This window comes from Tritonibacter mobilis, from assembly GCF_001681715.1.
In the GTDB taxonomy this organism is placed as follows: Bacteria; Pseudomonadota; Alphaproteobacteria; order Rhodobacterales; family Rhodobacteraceae; genus Epibacterium; species Epibacterium mobile.
Window position 1 is genome coordinate 80,886 of sequence record NZ_LNWY01000016.1, and the last position, 19,299, is coordinate 100,184.

The window sequence follows — 19,299 nt, forward strand, 5'->3', positions numbered from 1 at the left end:
TTTGTGCCTAGATAGCCCCGGATGATCAGCTCTCCACTCAGGCCAGTGAGATCAGCAACTCACAAATCGCATCGGGGTTATAGCGGTCGGTATGGTCCCTGCGGGCGAGGGGCAGCGCAAGACAGGGGATGCCGTGATCCTGTGTGACGCGGTCGCGCTCCGATGCAGCGACACTCGCGTCGCAGATCACATGGGTCAAAAACGCGCTATTGGGCACATCACAAGCGTCTCTGTGCAACGGCTCCAGCAAGGCTGCGACCTGATCGCTGAGGCTCATGGCGTGACATTCTGGGTCAGTGCCAAGGCTTGGAATATAGACCTTTGGCACGGTGCGCGCGGCAATGGCCCGGCCCACGCCTTGGGGTAGAAGATTGCATATGACGCTGGAATAGAGACTACCGGGGGGATAGCAGATCAGCTCTGAGCTGGCGATCAGCTTCTGGTTCCGGTCGGGCAGCTGCACAGCATCGGCGGGCAATTCCGCCGTGCCGTCCGAGAGGAAGAGGCGCGCGATACGGGTGCCGAGCGGCGCGCTCTCCTTGCCTGTCATCTGGCGCTGACCGAAGACGCGCCGCCCGTCCTGAAGCTCCGCGCCGATCTGCAGGTTTACATCCGCAATCGGGCGCACGGTGCCGCGCACATCCACCATCTTGGACATCAAAAACAGCACCGGCTCCAGCACTCGGTCGTGATCCAGATAGCCCCCGGCGAGGATCAGGTTGCCGATGCTGGCGTTGCGATAGTCCAGATCCTCGGGTGCGGCTCTTTCAAAATGGCGCAGATTGCCGACGATCAACTGCCGCATCGGTTTCGACAGCGCCTTGAGCAGCGGGTGAGATCCCTCAAACAGGCTGGCGACCTCTTGCATCAGATCCTTCTGGCTGCCGTCTTTTGGTAAGCGGTGTGAAAACAGCCGGTAAATATCGGGCTGTCCCAGTTCCGTCTCATCCGCCAGCGCCATCAGGCGGCTGCGCAAATCGCCCACCGCGGGCATACCAAAGGCCTCGCGCAGCACCTGCGAGGAGCCGCCACTGTCAAAGGGCGTGATCAGATGCACCGAGTTATGGGTGTATTGTTTGAGTTTGCGCGAAATCTCATTCAGGGCGCTGCCACCGGAAAAGAACAGCAAGCGCGGCCCCAGATTGGGGGCGGCACGAGACCGGGCAATGCGCAGCGTATCGGGAAGGGTGGCGTGGCGTAGAATCGCGATGTCGGACATGGTCATCCATTGATGCAGCTCTTCTGGACCATGCCACCCCTTTATCCAAAACGCCACCGTGCGCGGCGGATGATGGGTCGTTAGCCCGGCTGATGCTGGTCCGGATGCGCAGCGGCAAAGGCTGGATGATCCGCGCAGGTGGCCTCGATCCGTTCTAGGCGAGGGAAGGGGCTGAGGTCGACCTCCCAGCGCCGCGCATTATAAAGTTGCGGCATCAGGCAGATGTCAGCCAGCCCGGGGCGATCACCGGTGCAATAGGGGGCCTCATCCCAGCGAGTGAGCAGCGCATCAAATGCCGCAAGCCCGGGACCAATAAACTGGCGCATCCAGTCGCCCATCTGCAAACTGCCGCCGCTTTGCGCAACGCCGAAACGGGCAACAGAGAGGTTGCAGACCGGATGCAGATCAACCGCGATAGACTGTGCCAGAGCCTCGACATGGGCGCGCTCGGATGGGGCGCTGGGCAACAAGCCAAGGTCGCGGGTTGTGTTCAGGTAGGTGAGACAGGCCAGAGACTGCGTAAACCGATGCCCGTCGATTTCCAGCACCGGCACAAACCCCTGAGGATTAAGCGCCAGATGATCCGGCGACCGCTGATCGCCCGCCACCAGATCAACGACGCGGCTCTCGTAAGCGATCCCTGCAAGGTTCAGCGCGATGCGCAGACGGTAGCTGGCCGAGGAGCGCCAGTAATCATAAAGCACCGCCTCAGTCATCGCGCAGCCCTCGTTTTGCCTCTGTTAGAGCCTGTTTCAAAACCTGTGAGTCGCCAATGTGGTTGGCCAGAAGCAGGATCAACCGGGCATTCAGCGCATCGCTTTGGGCCTTGGTCAGCCCCTCATGCGCAGCCAGCAGCAGGGCGTAACTGTCATCAGGTTTCGCAAGGTTCGGGGTCAGGGTCAGGGCATCGGTCATATGGGTCACTCCTTACCGATGGCGCGGCGCAGGGCGGCGCGGAAATGGGGCGCGTCAAAGCGGTCCATCCGGGTGGCGACATGCTGATCCGGTCGGATCAGATAAACGGCGCAAGTGGCGTCACCTAGGTAACGCTCGGCTAATGCCGTGTGGGTTTCAGTGGTGAGCGCCAAAGACGAGACGGTCACGCCGGCCTCCTCGAACCCGTCGGGCACCTCTGCATTGATTGACAGCAAGGTGAACCCGCCGCCGAGCTGCGCCAACAGATAGCCCGCGTCCAGCGGCACATCGGGGCAGGGTGCACCGGGACGGGTGCGGGCAGGGCCACCGGGCAGCTGATCGGCAGAATTGAGCCGGGAGCCGTCATAGACAGAGGGCACCGAGAGGCGGCCCGAGTTCACCAGCGGGCGGGCAAAGCCGTGATGTTCAGAGAGATCCAGCACCGCATCGCGGAAGATGCGCGACATCTCTGATTTGGGCGTAATGAAGTCGGTCGAGCGGGAGGAGTTGAGGATATTCTCATCCGCCGCCGCCAGCCGCTCGGTATCGTAGGTATCCAGAAGGCTCTGATCCGCGTCTCCGTCCAGCACCAGTTTCAGTTTCCAGATCAGATTGTCAGTGTCTTGCAGGCCGGAATTTGCCCCGCGTGCGCCAAAGGGCGAAACCTGATGCGCGCTATCCCCGGCAAAGATCACCCGCCCGTGGCGAAATTTTTCCATCCGGCGGCACTGGAACGTGTAGATGGAGACCCACTCCAGCTCGAACTGAACGTCGTCGCCCAGCATCGCCTTGAGGCGCGGGATCACGTTCTCGGGCTTTTTCTCGGCCTCTTTGTCGATGTCCCAGCCCAGTTGCAAGTCGATGCGCCAGACGCCATCGGGCTGTTTGTGCAGCAGCGCCGACTGACCTTTGTTGAAGGGCGGATCGAACCAGAACCAGCGTTCGGTCGGGAAATCCGCATCCATGACCACATCGGCAATGAGGAAGTTGTCCTCAAACACCCGACCCACAAAATCGAGCCCCATCTGCGCGCGAATGGGCGACCCCGCTCCGTCACAGGCAATGAGCCACTCGGTTTCCAGTGTGTAGGCCCCGTCCGGGGTCTCCACCGTCAGCGCGGCATAATCGCCGTGGTCCGAGACATTCGTGACGCGGTTCTTGCCGCGCATTTCAATCGGCGCGCCCTCAGCCTGCAGGGCGCGGACGCGGTCAACGAGATATTCCTCGATGTAGTATTGTTGCAGGTTCACAAAGGCCGGAAACTGGTGGCCATCTTCGGGCAGAAGGTTGAAGTCATAGACCTTGCGATCGCCAAAAAACACCTTGCCGACGTTCCATTCCTCTCCCTTGTTCGCCATCGCATGGCCAACGCCAAGGCGGTCCGCGATTTCCAGCGTGCGCTTGGCAAAACAGATCGCACGAGAGCCAAAGCTCACTTTGTCATTGTCGTCCAGTACCACGACCGGAACGCCGGATTGTGCAAGGTCGATGGCGGCGGCAAGGCCCACGGGACCTGCGCCCACCACAACCACCTTGTGGCGCGCAGGCGGATGCGCGTCCTGATCCGCATGACGCGCATAGGGGTATAGCGGCACCTCGAAAATCTTGTTCATCCGGTTTCCTCCCTCCGGGCAAGCAGGCACGGGTCCGGTCCCGCGACTTGGGGACCGGTGCAGGGGCGGACGAAGCCGCCGATGCGTTCAAAATAGGCTCTAAATCAGGTGTTAGAGCCGAAAATCAGGACTGCAGCGCCTCCCACATCTCCAGATCGCGCTGGGCGGTCCAGATGCGGGGGGTGTCGATGCCACGGGCCTCGTCATAGGCGCGGGCGACGTTGAACGGCAGGCAGTGTTCGTAGATCGCGTAGTCTTTGAACTTGGGATCACAGGCCTCGCGCACCGCGTCCCATGCTTCCTTGAGGGAACCACCACGGGCGGCAACCTTGGCTGCGGGGCGATAGGTGCTCTCGACAAAATCGCGGGTGTTTTCAATGGCGGCGTTGACCATGTCCTTGCCGACCAGCGCGTCGCCACGACCGGGGGCGATGGCGTCCACATCATAGGCTTTGATATTGTCGAGCGTGTTGCCCCAGTCGCCAAAATGCCCGTCGCCGCAGTAGCAGGCGGAGTGGTATTCGACGATGTCGCCGGTGAACATGACGTTCTGATCCGGCACATGGATCACCGCATCCCCTGCGGTATGGGCGCGGCCCAGATGTTTGATGTCGATGCGGCGATTGCCGAGGTAGACGGTCATACTGTCCGAGAATGTTGTGGTCGGCCATGTGAGGCCGGGGATGCTCTCATGGCCCTCGAACAGGCGTGGGAAGCGCTGGAATTCGCTGTCCCAGTCCTCCTGGCCGCGTTCCACGACCATGGCGCGCGCGGTGTCGGACATGATGATGTTCTGGGCACCAAAGGCCGAGGCCCCGAGCACACGCACCGCGTGGTAGTGGGTGAGCACCACATGGCTGATCGGTTTGTCGGTGACAGAGCGCACACATTCTATCACCTTGTTGGCCAGACGCGGGGTTGCCTGCGCCTCAACAATCATCACCGAGTCATCCCCGATGATGACGCCCGAATTCGGGTCACCCTCGGCGGTGAAGGCATAAAGGCCCTCGCCCACTTCGGTGAAGGAGATCTTCTTTTCGCTCATGTCGCCTTGGGATGCGAATGCCTTGGCCATGGTTGCGTATCCTTTTTGTCTGTTCCGCCGGAGGTCAGGTTGGGATGCCTCCGGCGGAGGTATTTATGAAAAGATGAAGGCGTCAGCGTGCGAAAGGATCGCTAAGCGCGGGGAGGACCGTGCCAGTGCAGTCGCCAAACCCGATGGTGTAGCCATCGCCTTTGGCTGCGCCCTTCAGCGTGAGCATGTCGCCGTCTTCGATAAAGCTGCGGGTGTCGCCCGAGGGCAGCGTGAGTGGCTCCTTGCCGCCCCAGCTGAGCTCAAGGAGCGAGCCACGTTCGTCCTTGTTAGGACCTGATATGGTGCCGGATCCCAGCAGATCGCCCGCGTTCATCGGACAGCCCGAGGTGGTGTGATGCGCCAATTGCTGCGCGGCGGAATAATACATTTCCTTGTAGTTGGTGCGTGCGATGGTGGCCTCTTCGCCACCCTCAGGACGCAGGCTCACGGCAAGGTCGATGTCATAGAGCATCGGGCCGTAGTCCTTCAGGTGATCCAGAAGCTCTACTTCGCGTGCAGGTGTGTCGCAGCGGAAAGGCTCTAATGCGGCTTTGGTGACGATCCACGGGCTGATGGTGGTGGCAGTCGCTTTGGCCTGAAAAGGGCCGAGCGGCTGGTATTCCCAAGCCTGGATATCGCGGGCGGACCAGTCGTTCAGCAGCACATAGCCAAAGATGTGATCATCCGCTTCCTGCACCGTGATCGGCCCATCCGATGGCGTGCCAACAATAGCGCCCATTTCCAGCTCGATATCAAATCGTGCGCAAGGTGCCCAACGGGGCGCGTCATCATTTGGCCCCTTGAGCTGGCCCCAAGGGCGCCGCACATCGGTGCCGGACACCACGACAGAGGACGCACGACCGTTGTATCCGATCGGGATGTGCAGCCAGTTTGGCGGCAGCGCGTTCTCCGCGCCGCGGAACATGGTGCCGACATTGGTGGCGTGGTGACGCCCGGCATAGAAATCGGTGTATTCCGACACCATAAAGGGCATGTGCATCTCGGCATCCGCCATCGGCACAAGGCAGGCTTCGACTTTCTTTTGCTCTTCTGCGCCCTCTTGCAAAAGCGCGATCAGGCGATTGCGAAGCGTGGCCCAGACCGCAGGACCTTCTTCCATAAACTCGTTCCAGAAGGACAACTCGAACAGCGCTTCCTCGCCCATATCAACCAGTCCAGCCGCTTCTGCCGCCTGCAGGTCGAGGATCATGTCACCAATCGCCACGCCACAGCGCGGATCGCTGTCGGTGGTCGAAAACACACCATAGGGAAGGTTATTCAGCGGAAAAGGGTGGTCAGCGGAATTGGCCGACGTCACCCAGGATTTTTTCAAAGGCATGCGCGTTCCTTTTTGGTGGTGAGGGCCCTGTCGGCCCTCCTTCAGCTTTTCATAAATATCTCGGGGGGTGAATGCGGCCCCGATTGGGGGCCGCAGAGGGGGCAGCGCCCCCGCCCCTTACTTCTTACCGGGTGTTCCGTCGAATTTCTTTTCCAGATCGCTCCAGCAGTCGATGTATTCATCCTGAAGCGGGGCCTCATTGGCGGCGAACTCCGTCAGATGCTGAGGAAAGCGGGTTTCAAACATGAAGGACATAGTGTTCTCCAGCTTCTCCGGCCCGAGGTTGGAATTCGACGCGCCCTCAAAGGCCTCCCGGTCGGGACCATGCGGCAGCATCATGTTGTGAAGGCTCACGCCACCGGGGACAAAGCCCTGGGGCTTGGCATCATACTGGCCGTAGATGTTGCCCATCAGCTCCGACATGATGTTCTTATGATACCACGGCGGGCGGAAGGTGTTCTCGGCCACCATCCAGCGTTCGCGGAACAGCACAAAATCGATATTGGCGGTTCCCGGCTGGCCCGAGGGCGCGGTCAGCACGGTAAAGATCGACGGGTCAGGATGGTCGAACAAGATCGCGCCCACCGGGCAATAGGTGCGCAGATCGTATTTATAGGGCGCGTAGTTGCCGTGCCAGGCCACCACATCCAGCGGGCTCTGGCCGATCTTGGTCTCATGGAACTGGCCACACCATTTCACGGTCAGTGTCGAGGGCACCTCGCGATCTTCGTAGGCCGCCACGGGGGCCTTGAAATCCCGCGGGTTGGCCATGCAGTTTGCACCGATCGGACCACGGCCGGGCAGATCGAATTTCTGACCGTAGTTTTCGCAGACAAAGCCGCGCGCCGGGCCATCCAGCACTTCGACACGGTACACCAGACCACGCGGGAGGATGGCGATCTCCTTGGGCTCAATGTCGATGATGCCGAGTTCGGTGGCAAAGCGCAGGCGGCCTTCTTGCGGGACCACCAGAAGCTCCGAGTCGGCGGAGAAGAAATATTCATTCTTCATCGACTCGGTCACAAGGTAGATATGGGTCGCCATGCCGACCTGGGTGTTCACATCCCCCGCCGTCGTCATGGTGCGCATCCCCGTGAGCCAGGTCAGCCCCTGATCCGAATGCGGCACCGGGTCCCAGCGGTATTGGCCGAGCGAAATCACATCCTCTGGAATATGCGGCGCGCTCTTCCAGTAAGGCAGGTCGATTTTCTCGTAGCGGTGTGAATGTTTGACGCTGGGGCGAATGCGATAGCACCAGGTACGTTCGGGGCGTTCTGCGGTAAAGGCGGTGCCGGAAAGCTGTTCGCCATAGAGCCCATATTCGCATTTCTGCGGGCTGTTCATGCCTTGGGGCAGGGCGCCGGGCAGGGCTTCGGTTTCAAAATCATTCCCAAATCCGGGCATGTAACCCTCATGGGTGCCCTGATTGGACGGGGCTTGAATCATCTGGTCAGGCAAAGCGTGACGGGTCATTTTAGCCAACCTCCTCTTGCATTTCCCTCTCGGTAATAGTTGATTTTGTAACTAACAAGAGATGCGGAGCGCGCGTATGGACAAAAATGATGATTTTATAGTGCAGGATTTCCTGCCGTTTCTCCTGAATCGGGCGGCAGAGGATTCCTCGCTGGAGTTTCAAAAGCTCTACAAGGGGCGCTACGGCATGCTGCGAACCGAATGGCGGGTGTTGTTCCATCTCGGCATGTACAATCGCATGACCGCGCGGGACATCAGTCAGCGGGCTAAGATCCACAAGACTAAGATCAGCCGCGCTGTCGCAAAATTGGCGGAACGCCGCTGGGTCAGTCGCAGCCGGGATGAGTCTGATCGCAGGGCAGAGCACCTTGAGTTGACGGCGGCGGGGCGCGGCGTCTACGACGATCTGCGCAAGCAGGCGCGGGCGTATGACCAGAAACTGACCAAGGGGTTTTCGGCTGGCGATGTGGCGCTCTTGCGCCGTATGTTACGGCAGTTGGCCAGCATGGAATGCCCGGTCGATCTTGAGATATGACCCGCCATGAGGAGGATGGGGCAATTCACGCCGCCACCGAAGATCTAAAGAACTGGCTCACCCGTCAGGGGCTGAAGTCCCGCGGACGTGAAGAACTGTTGCGCGCTTTTTGCGAACGATTGGTCAACCACGGGGTGCCTCTGCTGCGGATGCAGCTGGCGCAGCGCGCGCTGCACCCTGAGTTTGGGGGCATTGGTTTTACCTGGACCCGCAAGGATGGGATGAACGCCGAATACTTTGGCCGCGTCGATCACAAAGAATCGCATCATGAGTGGCTGCAAAGCCCGTTTCATGCGCTTCTCACCTCGGGCGAGGCTGAGATGCACAGTGTGTTCAGCGCGCAGGATGTGTCGCGTTTTCCGATATTCGCCCGCCTCAAGGCGATGGGCGCAACGAGTTACTTTGCCCATTGGCAGCCGTTGGGACCTGCAAGCGATACCGCCTATGAGCCTGAACGCCCTGATGCCGAGGGCCTTGTGGTGTCCTGGAGTTTTGACGGCGCGCCCGAAGATGCCGCGCCCTATCTGGACATCATTCGGGGGGTATTTGACACGCTGGCGCTTGTGCTTGCAGGCGCGGGGAACCGCGAAATGGGGCGCGCGCTGTTGCAAGTCTATCTGGGCCGGGATGCCGGCGCGCGCGTGCTGTCCGGCGAAATCGCGCGCGGATCGTCTCAACATATCGATGCGGTGATCTGCCTGTTCGACCTGCGCGGCTTTACGGCACTCTCTGAGGCTCTGCCGGGCGAGGCGATGGTCGATTTGCTGAACGACTATTTCGGCCATGTGGTGGAGCTGATCCAGTCGCATGGCGGCAATATCCTGAAGTTCATGGGCGATGCGGTCATGGCGATGTTCAACCTTGGCACGCTGCAGGAGGATGCGCAGGCCGCATTGCGCGCCGTCGCGGAACTGGGGCCTCGGATGAAAGCGGTCAATGCCGCCCGCGCCGCAGAAGGCCTGCCGCTGGCCGAATATACCATGGCCCTACATGCGGGCGAGATTCTCTATGGCAATATCGGTGCGCCCAACCGGCTGGATTTCACCGTGATCGGCCCGGCCGTGAACCTGACCGCGCGGATTGCGGACATGCATCGCACGGTGGAGCGCTCGATCATCCTCTCGGAAGACGTGCGCAATGCGGCAGGACCTGACGGAGAGGGTCTGATTTCAGTCGGGCGTTACATGTTGCGTGGGGTAGTAGAGCCGGTGGAGCTTTTTACGCTGTATCAACCGGAGGTGTGAGGCGCCAACCAAGCCCCGCACATCTTTGCAGGATTTCACAAACGCTGTCGGTCGAAGAGGGTTCCACCCGTAACCGGGTGGACCCGCGCGCCGGGCCAAAGGCCCGGCGCGCGCCCTTCGCCGATCCCGATCTGGCACACCGAAGGTGGGTCAGGGCAGGGAGCGGAACCCCTTGGCGCCCTTACGCTGACCGTTAGATCAGATGTCGATCTCGACTTCGGGCAAGTCCAGCGCCTTCATCATATCGCGCAGCTCCTGACGTGCGGCGATATTCGAGATGTTGAGTTGTTTGACGCCCACATCCTTCAGATCCAGCAAGGTCAGGCCGCGCGGGAAGAGTTCGCGGAAGATCACGCGCTCAGAAAAGCCTGGTGCGACGCGAAAGCCGATCCGCTTGGAGAGCATATTGATCGCGCGCTCCATCTTTTCCTTGTTGACCATGCGCTGAGTGCCGACCCGGTTGCGGATCACGATCCAGTCGATGGGGGGCAAACCCGCCTGCGCGCGCAACTGGCGCGCGTTCCAGACCATTTCGGAGTAAACCGAGGGGCCTTTGATTTTCTCGCCCTTCTCATCCGTATGCGCCAGCAGGTCAAAATCCACGAAACTGTCATTGAGCGGCGTGATCAATGTGTCGGCCAGCGAATGCGCCACTTGGCTCAGCCGGGTATGCGAGCCGGGACAGTCGATCAGGATGAAGTCGTATTCCGGCTCCAGTTCGGAGATTGCCGCAGAGAGACGCAAATCATAGATGTTCTCGCCGGGCTGCAACGTGTCTGCGTCGATCTCCGGAAGCTCGTGCAGCGACACCATCGGTAGGTCGAGGTTAGATGCTGCAATAAATCCGAGCCGGTTTTCCAAGTAGCGACCAAGCGAGCGTTGCCGCAAATCCAGATCCAGACCTGCCACCTTGTAACCCATACGTGCCAATGTTGTGGCCACATGCATGGAGACGGTGGATTTCCCTGCGCCGCCCTTTTCGTTTCCGACGACAATGATATGCGCCATCTTACGGATCCCTTTAAACCTGCGCTGCTTTTGCTGCCGCGCCTTGTGCTTTGGGTGGACTATAAGCGCCAGTCGAATCAATGGGAAGCGGCCAAAAGGCCCAAGTTAGAGCCTATTTTCCGTGAGGCCGTGGCGGAATGGCCATTCAGGAGTTTATTGTGTTCAAATGAAGAACGCCGCCCGAAAAGGGGCGGCGTTCGACAGGAAATCCGATGTGGATAAGTCCGTGGAAGGATTGGATTAGAAACCCAGACCTTCGTATTTTTTCTTGAACTTGGACACGCGGCCGCCGGTGTCCATCAGGCGGGAGGAGCCGCCGGTCCACGCGGGGTGCGCGGAGGGGTCGATGTCCAGTGCCAGCTGGTCGCCTTCGCTGCCCCAGGTGGAGCGCATTTTGACGATGGTGCCGTCGGTCATTTTGACGTCGATGAAGTGGTAGTCGGGATGGATGTCTTTTTTCATGAGACCACTCCTTACGCTTTGGCTTTGTAGTTTGCGTCTTCAGCGATACGGGCGGATTTGCCGCGACGCGAACGCAGATAGTAGAGTTTCGCACGACGTACACGACCGCGACGAACAACTTCGATAGAGTCGATGTTGGTGGAGTGCAGCGGGAACACACGCTCCACGCCTTCGCCGAAGGAAATCTTGCGAACGGTGAAGGAACCAGCGATGCCGGAGCCGTTCTTACGGCTGATGCAGACGCCCTCATAGGCCTGCACACGGGTGCGGGTGCCTTCGGTCACTTTGTAGCCGACGCGGATGGTGTCACCGGCTTTGAAATCGGGGATCTCTTTCCCCAGCGCAGCAACCTGCTCCGCTTCGAGTTGTGCGATCAGATCCATGATCGTCTCCTATGTTGCTCGTGGTTATATCCACGAAGGTCTTGTGATCCCCCAGAGCTCTTGGTCTTCACCGGGTCCGCGATTGCGCCCGCCAGAGATGTGGTGTCGTTACTTGTCGTATTCGCGTTGGGCTGCAGGGCTGCCGAAGAAGACAGCGCAGACACGCACAGCGAGCCCGGACGACTCATGATGAGCCCCGGACGCGCGGTATCTAGGCCAGATGAGGCCAGTTTGCAAGCCTGTTACGTGATGCCAAAAGGTGCTGATGTCCCCTCAGACCTCGCGTGTTTGTGGCTTTTGCATGCTGTGGAAGATAAGGGCAGTGAGTGCCGCCAAAACAAGGACCGTAGCCAGTGTTGCAAAGGTGCCGGAATAGCCAGTGCTGCGCACCAAGGGCAGGGTCAAAAAGGGCGAGATGATCTGCCCCAAGAAGACCGAAGTGGTCATCACACCTGCGGCCTGCCCGCGGCGGCTGGCAGGCGCAGAGCGCAGGGCGATTTCGTTGAAATTCGGCGAGACAGTCGCAAAGCCCAACCCAACGAGCGTTGCGCCGACAAAGATTACCGTAAGCCCCGGCGCAAGGGCCAGCGTTGCCATGCCTGCGCCCATGAGACCATAGCCCAGCATGAACAGTCGGGCATGCCCAAGGCGTGGCTTTAATGCGCCATAGCGGGTGGCGGCGAGAGTCCCGGCCAGTGTCAGCGCCCCCATGACCGCGCCGATGATGGCTGTGTTCTCAATCCCATGGCTTGCCACAAAGAACGGCACCTGCGTTGGCATTGTGAAGAAGCAGATCGTGGTGAGCATCTGCAAAGCCGCCATTGCCCAGAGCCCCACGCCCAGCCCTTGCGTGCTCTCATGATCCTCTGTTGATGTGGTCTGTGCCACATGCGGACGCTTGGGTTCGGTAATTGCCGTCCAAAGAATGGGCAAGATCAGCAAGGCGACGCCGTGAATTGCAAAGGCGTGCATCGGTGACATCAAGGCCAGAACACCAGCCAGCGTGATCGAGACCAGCCCGCCGAGGTTGCGCGCCGAGATCTGCAACCCCAAGAGACGACTGCGCGCGGCCCCGTCAAAGTAATCCGCGATGAGCGCGGTTTGAGCCGTCATAATGAGCGCTACGGCAACCCCCAACGCAAGGCGGCTTGCAAGGATCGCCTCAAGGCTGTTCAGCACCATGCCAAGGCTTCCTGCCAATGCAAACAACAGCACGCCTGCCAACAGGAGTGCGCGCTTGCCAAGCCGGTCAGCCAGCAATCCGGCCCAGCCTGCGATCAGCACAACGGCGACGGAAGGGGCAGGCACGAGGAAGCGGGTCAATAATGCCGCGTGCGGATGCTCGGCAAAGCGTGCCTCCAACCCCGGCAGCGCCGGGCTGATGGCGGCATTGGCCATGGTTGTCAAAGTGGCGGCCAGCAAGAGGGCCACCGCGCGGCGATCCAGCGCGGGGAGGGGAGAGGGGGAGGCAATCATCGAGTTCTCCTTGCCAAATTCAAATTCGATGGGCAGGCTACGAATTCAAGTTAGCTTGAGGTCAATAATGAAATTGCTCGATATTGGTGAGGTCGCAAAGCTGAGCGGCGTGAAGCCGTCAACACTGCGCTACTACGAGGAAAAAGGCCTGATTCAATCGCTGTCGCGCAATGGGCTGCGGCGCCAATATGGCCCCGGCGTGCTGGAACAGCTGTCGCTCATCGCGCTTGGCAAGCAGGGAGGTTTTGCGCTGGATGACATTGCCGCTATGTTTGGTCCCGGCGGCCGTCCGGAGATCCTGCGTGAGGATGTGCAGGCGCGCGCTGAAGATATGCGCAGACAAGCCCAGCGGTTGGAGGCGCTTTCGGAAATGATGCACCATGTCGCGGTGTGCCCTGCGGAAAATCACATGGAATGCGAGAAGTTTCAGCAACTCTTGCGGTTGGCAACGCGGGTGCAACGGCGGGGTGCAGCCTCCAAGGCAAAAAGCTGAACCCCGACATTTGCCGGGGTTCGCATCAAAGGGATCTGTGTGATGGGATCAGGTCAGATCTTCGACGCGCGCGTCCGGCGCGTTTGATTTGACGGATTCGATGCCGCCATCGCGCCCGGATGCGCTGGCGTAGCTTTGCGAGGTGCCGATGACCTGACCGTTTGTGGCCTTGAGGTTGAACATATGCTTGCCCGCAGCGGTTTCCTTGCGCTCATAGCGGGCATCTTCGCTGGCGTTATTCTTGACCGACTCGATGCCATTCTCGGCGCTGGATTTTTGCTTGTAGCCTTCGCTGGCCAGAATGTTCTCGCCATTGCCAGCTTTGAGGCGAAAGCGGTACTCGCCCGCATTGTCGGTGTAGAGTTCGAACTTACCTGCCATCGGAGGTCTCCAGTTATTACGTTCACTTACCGCGAGGACTAAAGCACGACATGAGCCACCCGGCAACGGGGGCATGCCAAGCGACAGGGTGGCGATCCAACCATAGTGTCACGCCGATGTCGCCGAAGGTCAGAGCGGGGTTGCACCGGATTGACCCCAGGGCGCGCTCAGGCCACTATGACGACAAATCGCAGGAGACATTTAAATGGTTTTAAAGCACTGTTTTGCATTGGGATTTTCGGCGCTAATGATTGCCGGGTGCGAGTATGCCGGACCCGCCTCTGATGCGGCGGCACAGAAGCGGGCACAGAATGAGGCGCTTTGGGCCGAGCGTACGACCGTGCGCGATGGCAGCAAGGCCTATGCGTTTAGTGCGGATACAACGCGCGGATTGGCGTTGATGGCCCCGGCTGCGGATGGGTTTGCCTATACCGCATCGGATCTGGAACGCATCGCCAGCGCCAAAACCGGCTGCACCGCAGTGTTTCAGGATGGTATCCTTGAGCTCTTGGACGGCTACACGGAGAAAACGAACCTGCGCAGCATGCAAGAGCAACTGGACAGTTTCCGGAGGTGGCAGCTTAAACTGACGTGCTGATCACGTGTCAGTCTTGCGGGCCTGATGCGCGGCCCAAAGATCCGGGCGGCGCTCTTGAGTGATCTTTTCGCTCATGTCCTGCCGCCATTGCGCGATTTTGCCGTGGTGGCCGGACATCAGCACCTCGGGGATCGCGCGTCCTTTCCACTCTGCCGGACGGGTGTACTGAGGATGTTCAAGAAGGCCAGAGGAGAAGCTCTCTTCCTCGGTTGAGGCCTGATTTCCCAGCACACCGGGGATCAGCCGGACGGTCGCGTCAATGAGCGCCTGCGCGGCCAACTCGCCGCCCGTCATCACAAAATCCCCAAGCGAGACTTCTTGGATGCCGTAGTGTTCAAGCACACGTTCGTCGACGCCCTCAAAACGGCCACAGAGCAGCGTCATCCCATCGCAACGGGCGAAGTTCTGCATCATCTGCTGGTCCATCCGGCGACCACGTGGCGACAGGTAAATGAGCGGCCAGTTGCCGCGTGTGCCTTGCATGGCGTGTTCAATCGCCTCGCCCAGCACATCGGCGCGCAGCACCATGCCCGCGCCACCACCGGCAGGTGTGTCGTCGACATTCTTGTGCTTGCCGATCCCAAAGGGGCGCAGATCCACGGTTTCCAACTGCCAAAGCCCCTGCTGAAGCGCTTTGCCGGTCAGGCTCTCGCCCAAGACACCGGGAAAGGCCTCTGGAAACAGGGTCAGGATCTTGGCCTTCCACACGCCCGCAAGGTCCGGCGTATCGCTCATCAACTCGCGGGGACGCAGGCTGGCACCGATTGAGATGCGCCCATGGGATTTTGTTGGTTTGCTCATGGCAAAAGTGCATGCCGCCCTTCAGATTGGTTTGCAATAGGGATTTGGCGGTTGTTATGCATATGAATGCACAGTCTCGGGGCCTCAATGAGCAATAGCACCAGAAAAACCGAGCCGGGGCTGGATCGAGATGCAGTCGTGAGGGCATTGGGACTGAACCCCGATCAAGCTACGTGGCGACTGATCAAGTCAGTTTCGACGGAGCGCGAGCAACGCGAGGTACTTCTACTCGATCATACCGACCGCAGCTCGCTTGTGGTGAAACATGAGCCGCGCGGGTCCGAGGAGCATTTTGCGCAGTTGCTTGAATGTTACCGCGCGCTTGAACGTGCCACGAAAGGAAGCCGGGCGTTTCACATGGCGCCGCTGGTTTGGGCAGATTCTGAGCGCCAGATCCTCGTGCTGGACTATGTGCCGGGATTGACCGCCTATGCACGGTTGCAGGCGTCTGAAATTGAACTGGACACCCGGGCAGATGTGCTTCGTCAGTGTGGTGCGTGGCTAAGGTATCTGCACAGCGAAACATCTGTTGTGCAGTTTGACGGAAACGGCATGTTACGGCGTGTGCGCCGCTTTGCTCAGAGAACCCGCAACGGAGAACATGAAGCGGCCTATCCGAAAAAGTTTCTGGGGATTTGCGCCTTCATGCACCAATTGATGCGCGCGGCGGACGGGGCTGCGTGCAAATATGGTTTGCGCCATGGTGATGCACACAGTCGCAATTTTATCTTCGGGCGCGATGGGCTCTATAGTATCGATCCGCTCCCACGCGGCGACGGTCCGGTGGCATTGGATGTGGCGCGTTTCATGACCCGGCTGGGCTATTCATTTGGGGTAGAGCGCGCAGGTGAGCGCGGCTTGGCCGGGCTTAATGCCGCTGACTGGGTCGCTTTTGGTTCCGGGTATGGTCAACCCTGTCAGGATGACCCGGTATTGCATGTGTTCTTTTGCCATCAGCTCTTTAATGACTGGCTACAGATCCCGGCCAAGAAAGAGCTGCGCACACAATCAGAGCAGCGTCGGATCGAGCGAATACTGATGATGTTCCAAACGCTACGTGACCAATTGGGTCGCGATTAAAACATCCCTTCTGGTGGGTCTGCGATGATGCGGCCCTGTGTCAGGTCGACCGTGGGCACCGCCGCCTTGGTAAAGGGCAAGAGCACCGTTGTCGAAAGCCCCGGCCCGTGGAGTTCCAGCAGGTCATCGGCGCCGTAGTTCTGTACCGCCTTAACGCGCCCTAAGAGCGTACCGCCGGTGTCAAACACCTCCAGCCCGATCAGGTCGGCGTGATAAAACTCGTCATCAGGCAGCGAGGGAAGGTCGTCTCGCAGTGCATAAAGCTGCACACCCTTGAGGGCATCCGCCTGTTCTTTGGTGTCGACATCCACGATACGCGCGGCGAAACCGTTCTTGACCGCGCGGGTGATCGCCAGCGTGTAGCGGGTCTGGCCATCTTCTCCGAACAGGGGGGAGTAGTCCTCGATCTCTTCGGGATTGGCACAGAAGCTTTTTAGGCGGACCTCGCCACGTACTCCAAAAGAGCCCGCCAGCGCGCCGACACAAATCAGATCTTCACTTACATTGCTCATGTCACATCCGGCAAATCATGCCGGTCCCCGTTTGCGTTCTTGCCCAGTCTCCACCAGCGGTGGCGCAGCGCTCGCGGGCACCGCTGCGTTCATAAAGGACCCCGGCGCCAAAGGCGACAAGGGTGAAGATCAACATGCGGATCAGCCCCATAACGGCTCCTTACGCCTAGCGGGTCTCAATCGGAAGCGCGGCAAAGCGTTGCTCCCAACCTTCCTGCTCCAATTCCGGTGTGTCTGACAGACGCTCCGGGTGGCCGATGCAGAAATAGCCGATGAGGCTCCAGCTTTGGGGCACGTTCAGATCGCGCGCCATCTGGTCGGGGTCGAGCACCGACACCCAGCCAAGGCCAAGGCCCTCAGCGCGCAATGACAGCCAAAAGAGCGTGATGGCCGTGACCACCGAATAGCGGCGCATTTCCGGCATGGTGCGCGCGCCGAGGCCGTGGCCTTTTTCGGTCTCGTCATCGCAGAAAAACGCGATCTGAACCGGGGCTTCGCGCATGCCGGAGAGTTTGAGGCGCGCATAGGTGGCAGCGCGGTCCTCGCTGTAATCCGCCAGCGCCTCGGCATTGGCGGCTTCGAAATTCTTTAGCGCCGCTGCACGTGCGGCATCAGAGTCGACGCGAATAATGCGCCATGGCTCGCTCAGCCCCACAGAAGGGGCCAGCGAAACAGCAGAGAGGCAGCGCGTGAGCACTGCCTCGTCTACCGGATCGGTACGGAAGCGCCGGACGTCCCGGCGCAACTTCATCAACAGATCGAGCTCGGCGCGGAACGCCTGCGGGAAACATCCCTTTGCATCCTGCACCGGGCCCGTCATGTGATTATTCCGCGTCTGCTGCGGCTTCGGCTGCTTCAGCTGCCTTGGCGGCTTTTTCTTCAGCGCGCTCCTGAGCTTTTTTGCCCGGGGTGCCTTTGTTGGGGTTGTTGCGCGTGGCTTTCTCGCGAACGCCTGCTGCTTCGAGCATACGTGCAACACGGTCGGTCGGCTGTGCGCCTTTGTCGAGCCATGCCTGGATTTTCTCGATGTCCATTTTCACGCGCTCTTCGCTGTCTTTCGGCAGGAGCGGGTTGTAGGTGCCCAGCTTCTCGATGAAGCGGCCGTCGCGCGGCATGCGGGAATCCGCTGCAACGATACGGTAGAAGGGGCGTTTCTTGGAGCCGCCGCGGGCCAGACGGATTTTCATTGCCATGGTTTCATTCTCCTTTGATGGCGTTGAACGAGGTGTCCTGATTTCAGGTCAAACCCCGCTTATTCCTGGTGCTTCTTGTGGTGGCGGATGACCTCATCAATGATGAAGTTCAAGAACGCCTTGGCGAATTTTGGGTCCAGATCGGCCTCTTTCGCCAATTCTTCGAGTCGTGCGATCTGCTTCGCTTCGCGCGAGGGATCGGACGGGGGAAGGTCGTGTGTGGCCTTGAGCTGGCCAACAGCCTGAGTGCGTTTAAAACGCTCTCCCAGCGTGTAGACAATGATCGCGTCCAGACGATCAATGCTTTCGCGGTGCTCTTTCAAAAGCTCGGCTGCGCGCGCGGCAGGATCGGTCGTGGTCTCAGTCAATGGCCCATCCTTTCGGTTTGAACAACGGGTCGGCGTAGTGACCGATTTCCATCTCAATGCCATGTGTCAGCTGGCTGTCGCGCAGCTGTGCTGGTGTCGGGTGCCGATAGACCGCGTCGTTGCCGTCGATGGTCTGGGCATCGTGATCTTTTTTCGCACCAAGGCGTTCGGCAAGGCGGATGGAATCGAGGTTCTTTGGGTCGATGTAGCTGACCGCGCCGTCCCAGCCTGCCATGTTGTAGAAATGCTTGCGCGCTGCGTGGGTCGCCTCAAGCGCATAGCCCTTGCCTGCCTTCTCTGGCCAGATGATCCATGCGATCTCGCGCTCCGGCCAGCCTGCAGGCTGCCAGCCCCCGGCCATGCCGTAGGTTTCATCGGTGATCTTGTCGTGGATCATCCACATGCCAAAACCGCGCACCTGCCAGTGGCCGATCTCGGCAGCATAGAGCATCCATGCCTCATAAGTGTTGAGCGGCCCGCCCATGAAGCGCGCACGATAAGACGTGAACGTCGCCTTGAAGTTCGGATAGTCTTCAGCCTCTGGTCCGCGCAGGATCAGACGTTTGGTTTCAATCACCGGAATGGAGGGCGTGCTCATGCGTAGGCCTCCAGTCCGGGGCCCGTGCTGTCGGGGGCATGGCGATAGACCAGATCGACCGTGTCGTATGTCGCAGCATCCGGGTCCAGCACCGCGCCCATACGTTCCGCGAGCAGAACCGAGCGGCGGTTGTCACGGTCGATGTAGCTTACCAGCGTCGGTACTTCGAGAATTTCAAAGGCGAAGTCGCGCATTGCAGAGGCGGCCTCGAAGGCATAGCCAAAGCCTTCAAATCCTTCAAAAACGATCCAGCCCAGTTCCAATTCGGGAAAGTGCGGCGGTTGGCTGATGCAGACCTGCCCGGCCAATTGACCGTCCTTGGTTTCAATCGCCAGACCACCCCAGCCAAAGATCTCCCAAGAACCGACCTCAGCAAGCAACCCGGCCCAGAGCTGCGACTGGCTGCTGGGCACGTCCATATAACGCGACCGGTCGCTCTGGTAGAACGACCAGAACGCCTCCAGATCACCCGCTTCATGCGGGCGCAGGACCAAGCGGTCGGTTTCTATGGTGGGTGCCGAGGTCATCTGTCG

Annotated in this window: 25 protein-coding genes; 5 read left to right on the forward strand and 20 right to left on the reverse strand. The window is 59.9% G+C overall.

Annotation, left to right across the window (positions count from 1 at the left end; all coding sequences use genetic code 11):
- Nucleotides 1–37 precede the first annotated feature (37 nt).
- The 7 genes from UB90_RS15855 to hmgA form a co-directional block, all read right to left on the reverse strand.
- Nucleotides 38–1,219 (reverse strand): GAK system CofD-like protein, encoded by a 1,182-nt coding sequence (locus UB90_RS15855; RefSeq protein ID WP_227512043.1) that lies wholly within the window; start codon nucleotides 1,217–1,219, stop codon nucleotides 38–40.
- 80 nt (nucleotides 1,220–1,299) lie between these two features.
- Nucleotides 1,300–1,935, reverse strand: a complete 636-nt coding sequence (gene maiA / locus UB90_RS15860) for a maleylacetoacetate isomerase (RefSeq protein ID WP_065326309.1) — start codon at nucleotides 1,933–1,935, stop codon at nucleotides 1,300–1,302.
- On the reverse strand, nucleotides 1,928–2,134 hold the full coding sequence (locus tag UB90_RS15865; RefSeq protein WP_065326308.1) for a DUF2783 domain-containing protein: 207 nt from the start codon (nucleotides 2,132–2,134) through the stop codon (nucleotides 1,928–1,930). Before UB90_RS15865 ends, maiA begins: the two co-directional genes overlap by 8 nt.
- 5 nt (nucleotides 2,135–2,139) lie before the next feature.
- Nucleotides 2,140–3,747, reverse strand: a complete 1,608-nt coding sequence (locus UB90_RS15870) for an FAD-dependent oxidoreductase (RefSeq protein ID WP_065326307.1) — start codon at nucleotides 3,745–3,747, stop codon at nucleotides 2,140–2,142.
- A 124-nt stretch (nucleotides 3,748–3,871) separates the two neighbouring features.
- Nucleotides 3,872–4,822, reverse strand: coding sequence for an MBL fold metallo-hydrolase (locus tag UB90_RS15875; RefSeq protein ID WP_065326306.1), 951 nt, complete (start codon nucleotides 4,820–4,822; stop codon nucleotides 3,872–3,874).
- Between the two features lie 82 nt (nucleotides 4,823–4,904).
- Complete coding sequence (gene fahA, locus UB90_RS15880; RefSeq protein ID WP_065326363.1) at nucleotides 4,905–6,161, reverse strand: fumarylacetoacetase; 1,257 nt, start codon at nucleotides 6,159–6,161, stop codon at nucleotides 4,905–4,907.
- 117 nt (nucleotides 6,162–6,278) lie between these two features.
- The gene (hmgA, locus tag UB90_RS15885) at nucleotides 6,279–7,634 is read right to left on the reverse strand and encodes a homogentisate 1,2-dioxygenase (RefSeq protein ID WP_065324132.1); all 1,356 of its coding nucleotides are present in this window, start codon (nucleotides 7,632–7,634) and stop codon (nucleotides 6,279–6,281) included.
- A gap of 76 nt (nucleotides 7,635–7,710) precedes the next feature.
- Between hmgA and UB90_RS15890 the strand changes: the two genes are divergently transcribed.
- Complete coding sequence (locus tag UB90_RS15890) at nucleotides 7,711–8,169, forward strand: MarR family winged helix-turn-helix transcriptional regulator (protein WP_065324133.1); 459 nt, start codon at nucleotides 7,711–7,713, stop codon at nucleotides 8,167–8,169.
- Nucleotides 8,166–9,413 (forward strand): adenylate/guanylate cyclase domain-containing protein, encoded by a 1,248-nt coding sequence (locus UB90_RS15895; protein ID WP_065324134.1) that lies wholly within the window; start codon nucleotides 8,166–8,168, stop codon nucleotides 9,411–9,413. Before UB90_RS15890 ends, UB90_RS15895 begins: the two co-directional genes overlap by 4 nt.
- A gap of 198 nt (nucleotides 9,414–9,611) precedes the next feature.
- Here UB90_RS15895 and UB90_RS15900 read toward each other — a convergent pair whose 3' ends face one another.
- The 4 genes from UB90_RS15900 to UB90_RS15915 form a co-directional block, all read right to left on the reverse strand.
- The gene (locus tag UB90_RS15900; protein WP_009177432.1) at nucleotides 9,612–10,421 is read right to left on the reverse strand and encodes a division plane positioning ATPase MipZ; all 810 of its coding nucleotides are present in this window, start codon (nucleotides 10,419–10,421) and stop codon (nucleotides 9,612–9,614) included.
- 240 nt (nucleotides 10,422–10,661) lie between these two features.
- Nucleotides 10,662–10,883, reverse strand: a complete 222-nt coding sequence (rpmE, locus tag UB90_RS15905) for a 50S ribosomal protein L31 (protein ID WP_005618243.1) — start codon at nucleotides 10,881–10,883, stop codon at nucleotides 10,662–10,664.
- Nucleotides 10,884–10,894: 11 nt separating this feature from the next.
- On the reverse strand, nucleotides 10,895–11,266 hold the full coding sequence (rplS, locus tag UB90_RS15910) for a 50S ribosomal protein L19 (RefSeq protein WP_005618242.1): 372 nt from the start codon (nucleotides 11,264–11,266) through the stop codon (nucleotides 10,895–10,897).
- 273 nt (nucleotides 11,267–11,539) lie between these two features.
- Nucleotides 11,540–12,742 (reverse strand): MFS transporter, encoded by a 1,203-nt coding sequence (locus UB90_RS15915; RefSeq protein WP_065324135.1) that lies wholly within the window; start codon nucleotides 12,740–12,742, stop codon nucleotides 11,540–11,542.
- A gap of 67 nt (nucleotides 12,743–12,809) precedes the next feature.
- On the opposite strand from UB90_RS15915, the gene UB90_RS15920 reads away from it, so the two are divergent.
- Nucleotides 12,810–13,235 (forward strand): helix-turn-helix domain-containing protein, encoded by a 426-nt coding sequence (locus UB90_RS15920; RefSeq protein WP_009178136.1) that lies wholly within the window; start codon nucleotides 12,810–12,812, stop codon nucleotides 13,233–13,235.
- A 48-nt stretch (nucleotides 13,236–13,283) separates the two neighbouring features.
- On the opposite strand, the gene UB90_RS15925 is transcribed toward UB90_RS15920, so the two are convergent.
- Complete coding sequence (locus UB90_RS15925; protein WP_065324136.1) at nucleotides 13,284–13,616, reverse strand: YegP family protein; 333 nt, start codon at nucleotides 13,614–13,616, stop codon at nucleotides 13,284–13,286.
- 205 nt (nucleotides 13,617–13,821) lie between these two features.
- Here UB90_RS15925 and UB90_RS15930 point away from each other — a divergent pair, with 205 nt between their 5' ends.
- A complete protein-coding gene (locus UB90_RS15930; protein ID WP_009178113.1) occupies nucleotides 13,822–14,214 on the forward strand; it encodes a hypothetical protein in 393 nt (130 codons plus the stop codon).
- On the opposite strand, the gene trmD is transcribed toward UB90_RS15930, so the two are convergent.
- Complete coding sequence (gene trmD / locus UB90_RS15935; protein ID WP_065324137.1) at nucleotides 14,215–15,015, reverse strand: tRNA (guanosine(37)-N1)-methyltransferase TrmD; 801 nt, start codon at nucleotides 15,013–15,015, stop codon at nucleotides 14,215–14,217.
- Nucleotides 15,016–15,102: 87 nt separating this feature from the next.
- Between trmD and UB90_RS15940 the strand changes: the two genes are divergently transcribed.
- Nucleotides 15,103–16,095, forward strand: a complete 993-nt coding sequence (locus UB90_RS15940; RefSeq protein ID WP_227512044.1) for a phosphotransferase — start codon at nucleotides 15,103–15,105, stop codon at nucleotides 16,093–16,095.
- Here the strand turns inward: UB90_RS15940 and rimM are convergent.
- From rimM to UB90_RS15970, 7 genes are read right to left on the reverse strand one after another with little or no spacing between them, the layout of a single operon-like run.
- Complete coding sequence (gene rimM, locus UB90_RS15945; RefSeq protein WP_065324138.1) at nucleotides 16,092–16,607, reverse strand: ribosome maturation factor RimM; 516 nt, start codon at nucleotides 16,605–16,607, stop codon at nucleotides 16,092–16,094. The two genes, UB90_RS15940 and rimM, sit on opposite strands and share 4 nt — an antisense overlap.
- 1 nt (nucleotide 16,608) lies before the next feature.
- On the reverse strand, nucleotides 16,609–16,758 hold the full coding sequence (locus UB90_RS22945) for a hypothetical protein (protein WP_009177466.1): 150 nt from the start codon (nucleotides 16,756–16,758) through the stop codon (nucleotides 16,609–16,611).
- Between the two features lie 15 nt (nucleotides 16,759–16,773).
- The gene (gene bluB, locus UB90_RS15950) at nucleotides 16,774–17,427 is read right to left on the reverse strand and encodes a 5,6-dimethylbenzimidazole synthase (RefSeq protein WP_065324139.1); all 654 of its coding nucleotides are present in this window, start codon (nucleotides 17,425–17,427) and stop codon (nucleotides 16,774–16,776) included.
- Nucleotides 17,428–17,431: 4 nt separating this feature from the next.
- Entirely contained in the window at nucleotides 17,432–17,800 is a 369-nt protein-coding gene (gene rpsP / locus UB90_RS15955; RefSeq protein ID WP_065321110.1) for a 30S ribosomal protein S16, read from the reverse strand.
- Between the two features lie 59 nt (nucleotides 17,801–17,859).
- Entirely contained in the window at nucleotides 17,860–18,168 is a 309-nt protein-coding gene (locus UB90_RS15960; RefSeq protein WP_005618214.1) for a chorismate mutase, read from the reverse strand.
- Entirely contained in the window at nucleotides 18,161–18,766 is a 606-nt protein-coding gene (locus tag UB90_RS15965; RefSeq protein ID WP_065324140.1) for a GNAT family N-acetyltransferase, read from the reverse strand. The genes UB90_RS15960 and UB90_RS15965 overlap by 8 nt, the downstream gene beginning before the upstream one ends.
- Nucleotides 18,763–19,293, reverse strand: a complete 531-nt coding sequence (locus UB90_RS15970) for a GNAT family N-acetyltransferase (protein ID WP_009177784.1) — start codon at nucleotides 19,291–19,293, stop codon at nucleotides 18,763–18,765. Before UB90_RS15970 ends, UB90_RS15965 begins: the two co-directional genes overlap by 4 nt.
- Nucleotides 19,294–19,299 lie beyond the last annotated feature (6 nt).

Bases quoted from the DNA above. Each gene is read 5' to 3' on its own strand.
- UB90_RS15940 (WP_227512044.1), top strand. From the start codon at position 15,103: ATGAGCAATAGCACCAGAAAAACCGAGCCGGGGCTGGATCGAGATGCA.
- UB90_RS22945 (WP_009177466.1), bottom strand. From the start codon at position 16,758: ATGGGGCTGATCCGCATGTTGATCTTCACCCTTGTCGCCTTTGGCGCC.
- UB90_RS15965 (WP_065324140.1), bottom strand. From the start codon at position 18,766: ATGAGCACGCCCTCCATTCCGGTGATTGAAACCAAACGTCTGATCCTG.
- UB90_RS15925 (WP_065324136.1), bottom strand. From the start codon at position 13,616: ATGGCAGGTAAGTTCGAACTCTACACCGACAATGCGGGCGAGTACCGC.
- UB90_RS15890 (WP_065324133.1), top strand. From the start codon at position 7,711: ATGGACAAAAATGATGATTTTATAGTGCAGGATTTCCTGCCGTTTCTC.
- rplS (WP_005618242.1), bottom strand. From the start codon at position 11,266: ATGGATCTGATCGCACAACTCGAAGCGGAGCAGGTTGCTGCGCTGGGG.
- UB90_RS15915 (WP_065324135.1), bottom strand. From the start codon at position 12,742: ATGATTGCCTCCCCCTCTCCCCTCCCCGCGCTGGATCGCCGCGCGGTG.
- maiA (WP_065326309.1), bottom strand. From the start codon at position 1,935: ATGACTGAGGCGGTGCTTTATGATTACTGGCGCTCCTCGGCCAGCTAC.
- bluB (WP_065324139.1), bottom strand. From the start codon at position 17,427: ATGACGGGCCCGGTGCAGGATGCAAAGGGATGTTTCCCGCAGGCGTTC.
- UB90_RS15920 (WP_009178136.1), top strand. From the start codon at position 12,810: ATGAAATTGCTCGATATTGGTGAGGTCGCAAAGCTGAGCGGCGTGAAG.
- fahA (WP_065326363.1), bottom strand. From the start codon at position 6,161: ATGCCTTTGAAAAAATCCTGGGTGACGTCGGCCAATTCCGCTGACCAC.
- rpmE (WP_005618243.1), bottom strand. From the start codon at position 10,883: ATGAAAAAAGACATCCATCCCGACTACCACTTCATCGACGTCAAAATG.
- UB90_RS15970 (WP_009177784.1), bottom strand. From the start codon at position 19,293: ATGACCTCGGCACCCACCATAGAAACCGACCGCTTGGTCCTGCGCCCG.
- trmD (WP_065324137.1), bottom strand. From the start codon at position 15,015: ATGAGCAAACCAACAAAATCCCATGGGCGCATCTCAATCGGTGCCAGC.
- UB90_RS15900 (WP_009177432.1), bottom strand. From the start codon at position 10,421: ATGGCGCATATCATTGTCGTCGGAAACGAAAAGGGCGGCGCAGGGAAA.
- UB90_RS15865 (WP_065326308.1), bottom strand. From the start codon at position 2,134: ATGACCGATGCCCTGACCCTGACCCCGAACCTTGCGAAACCTGATGAC.
- UB90_RS15855 (WP_227512043.1), bottom strand. From the start codon at position 1,219: ATGTCCGACATCGCGATTCTACGCCACGCCACCCTTCCCGATACGCTG.
- hmgA (WP_065324132.1), bottom strand. From the start codon at position 7,634: ATGACCCGTCACGCTTTGCCTGACCAGATGATTCAAGCCCCGTCCAAT.
- UB90_RS15875 (WP_065326306.1), bottom strand. From the start codon at position 4,822: ATGGCCAAGGCATTCGCATCCCAAGGCGACATGAGCGAAAAGAAGATC.
- UB90_RS15930 (WP_009178113.1), top strand. From the start codon at position 13,822: ATGGTTTTAAAGCACTGTTTTGCATTGGGATTTTCGGCGCTAATGATT.
- rpsP (WP_065321110.1), bottom strand. From the start codon at position 17,800: ATGGCAATGAAAATCCGTCTGGCCCGCGGCGGCTCCAAGAAACGCCCC.
- UB90_RS15895 (WP_065324134.1), top strand. From the start codon at position 8,166: ATGACCCGCCATGAGGAGGATGGGGCAATTCACGCCGCCACCGAAGAT.
- UB90_RS15870 (WP_065326307.1), bottom strand. From the start codon at position 3,747: ATGAACAAGATTTTCGAGGTGCCGCTATACCCCTATGCGCGTCATGCG.
- rimM (WP_065324138.1), bottom strand. From the start codon at position 16,607: ATGAGCAATGTAAGTGAAGATCTGATTTGTGTCGGCGCGCTGGCGGGC.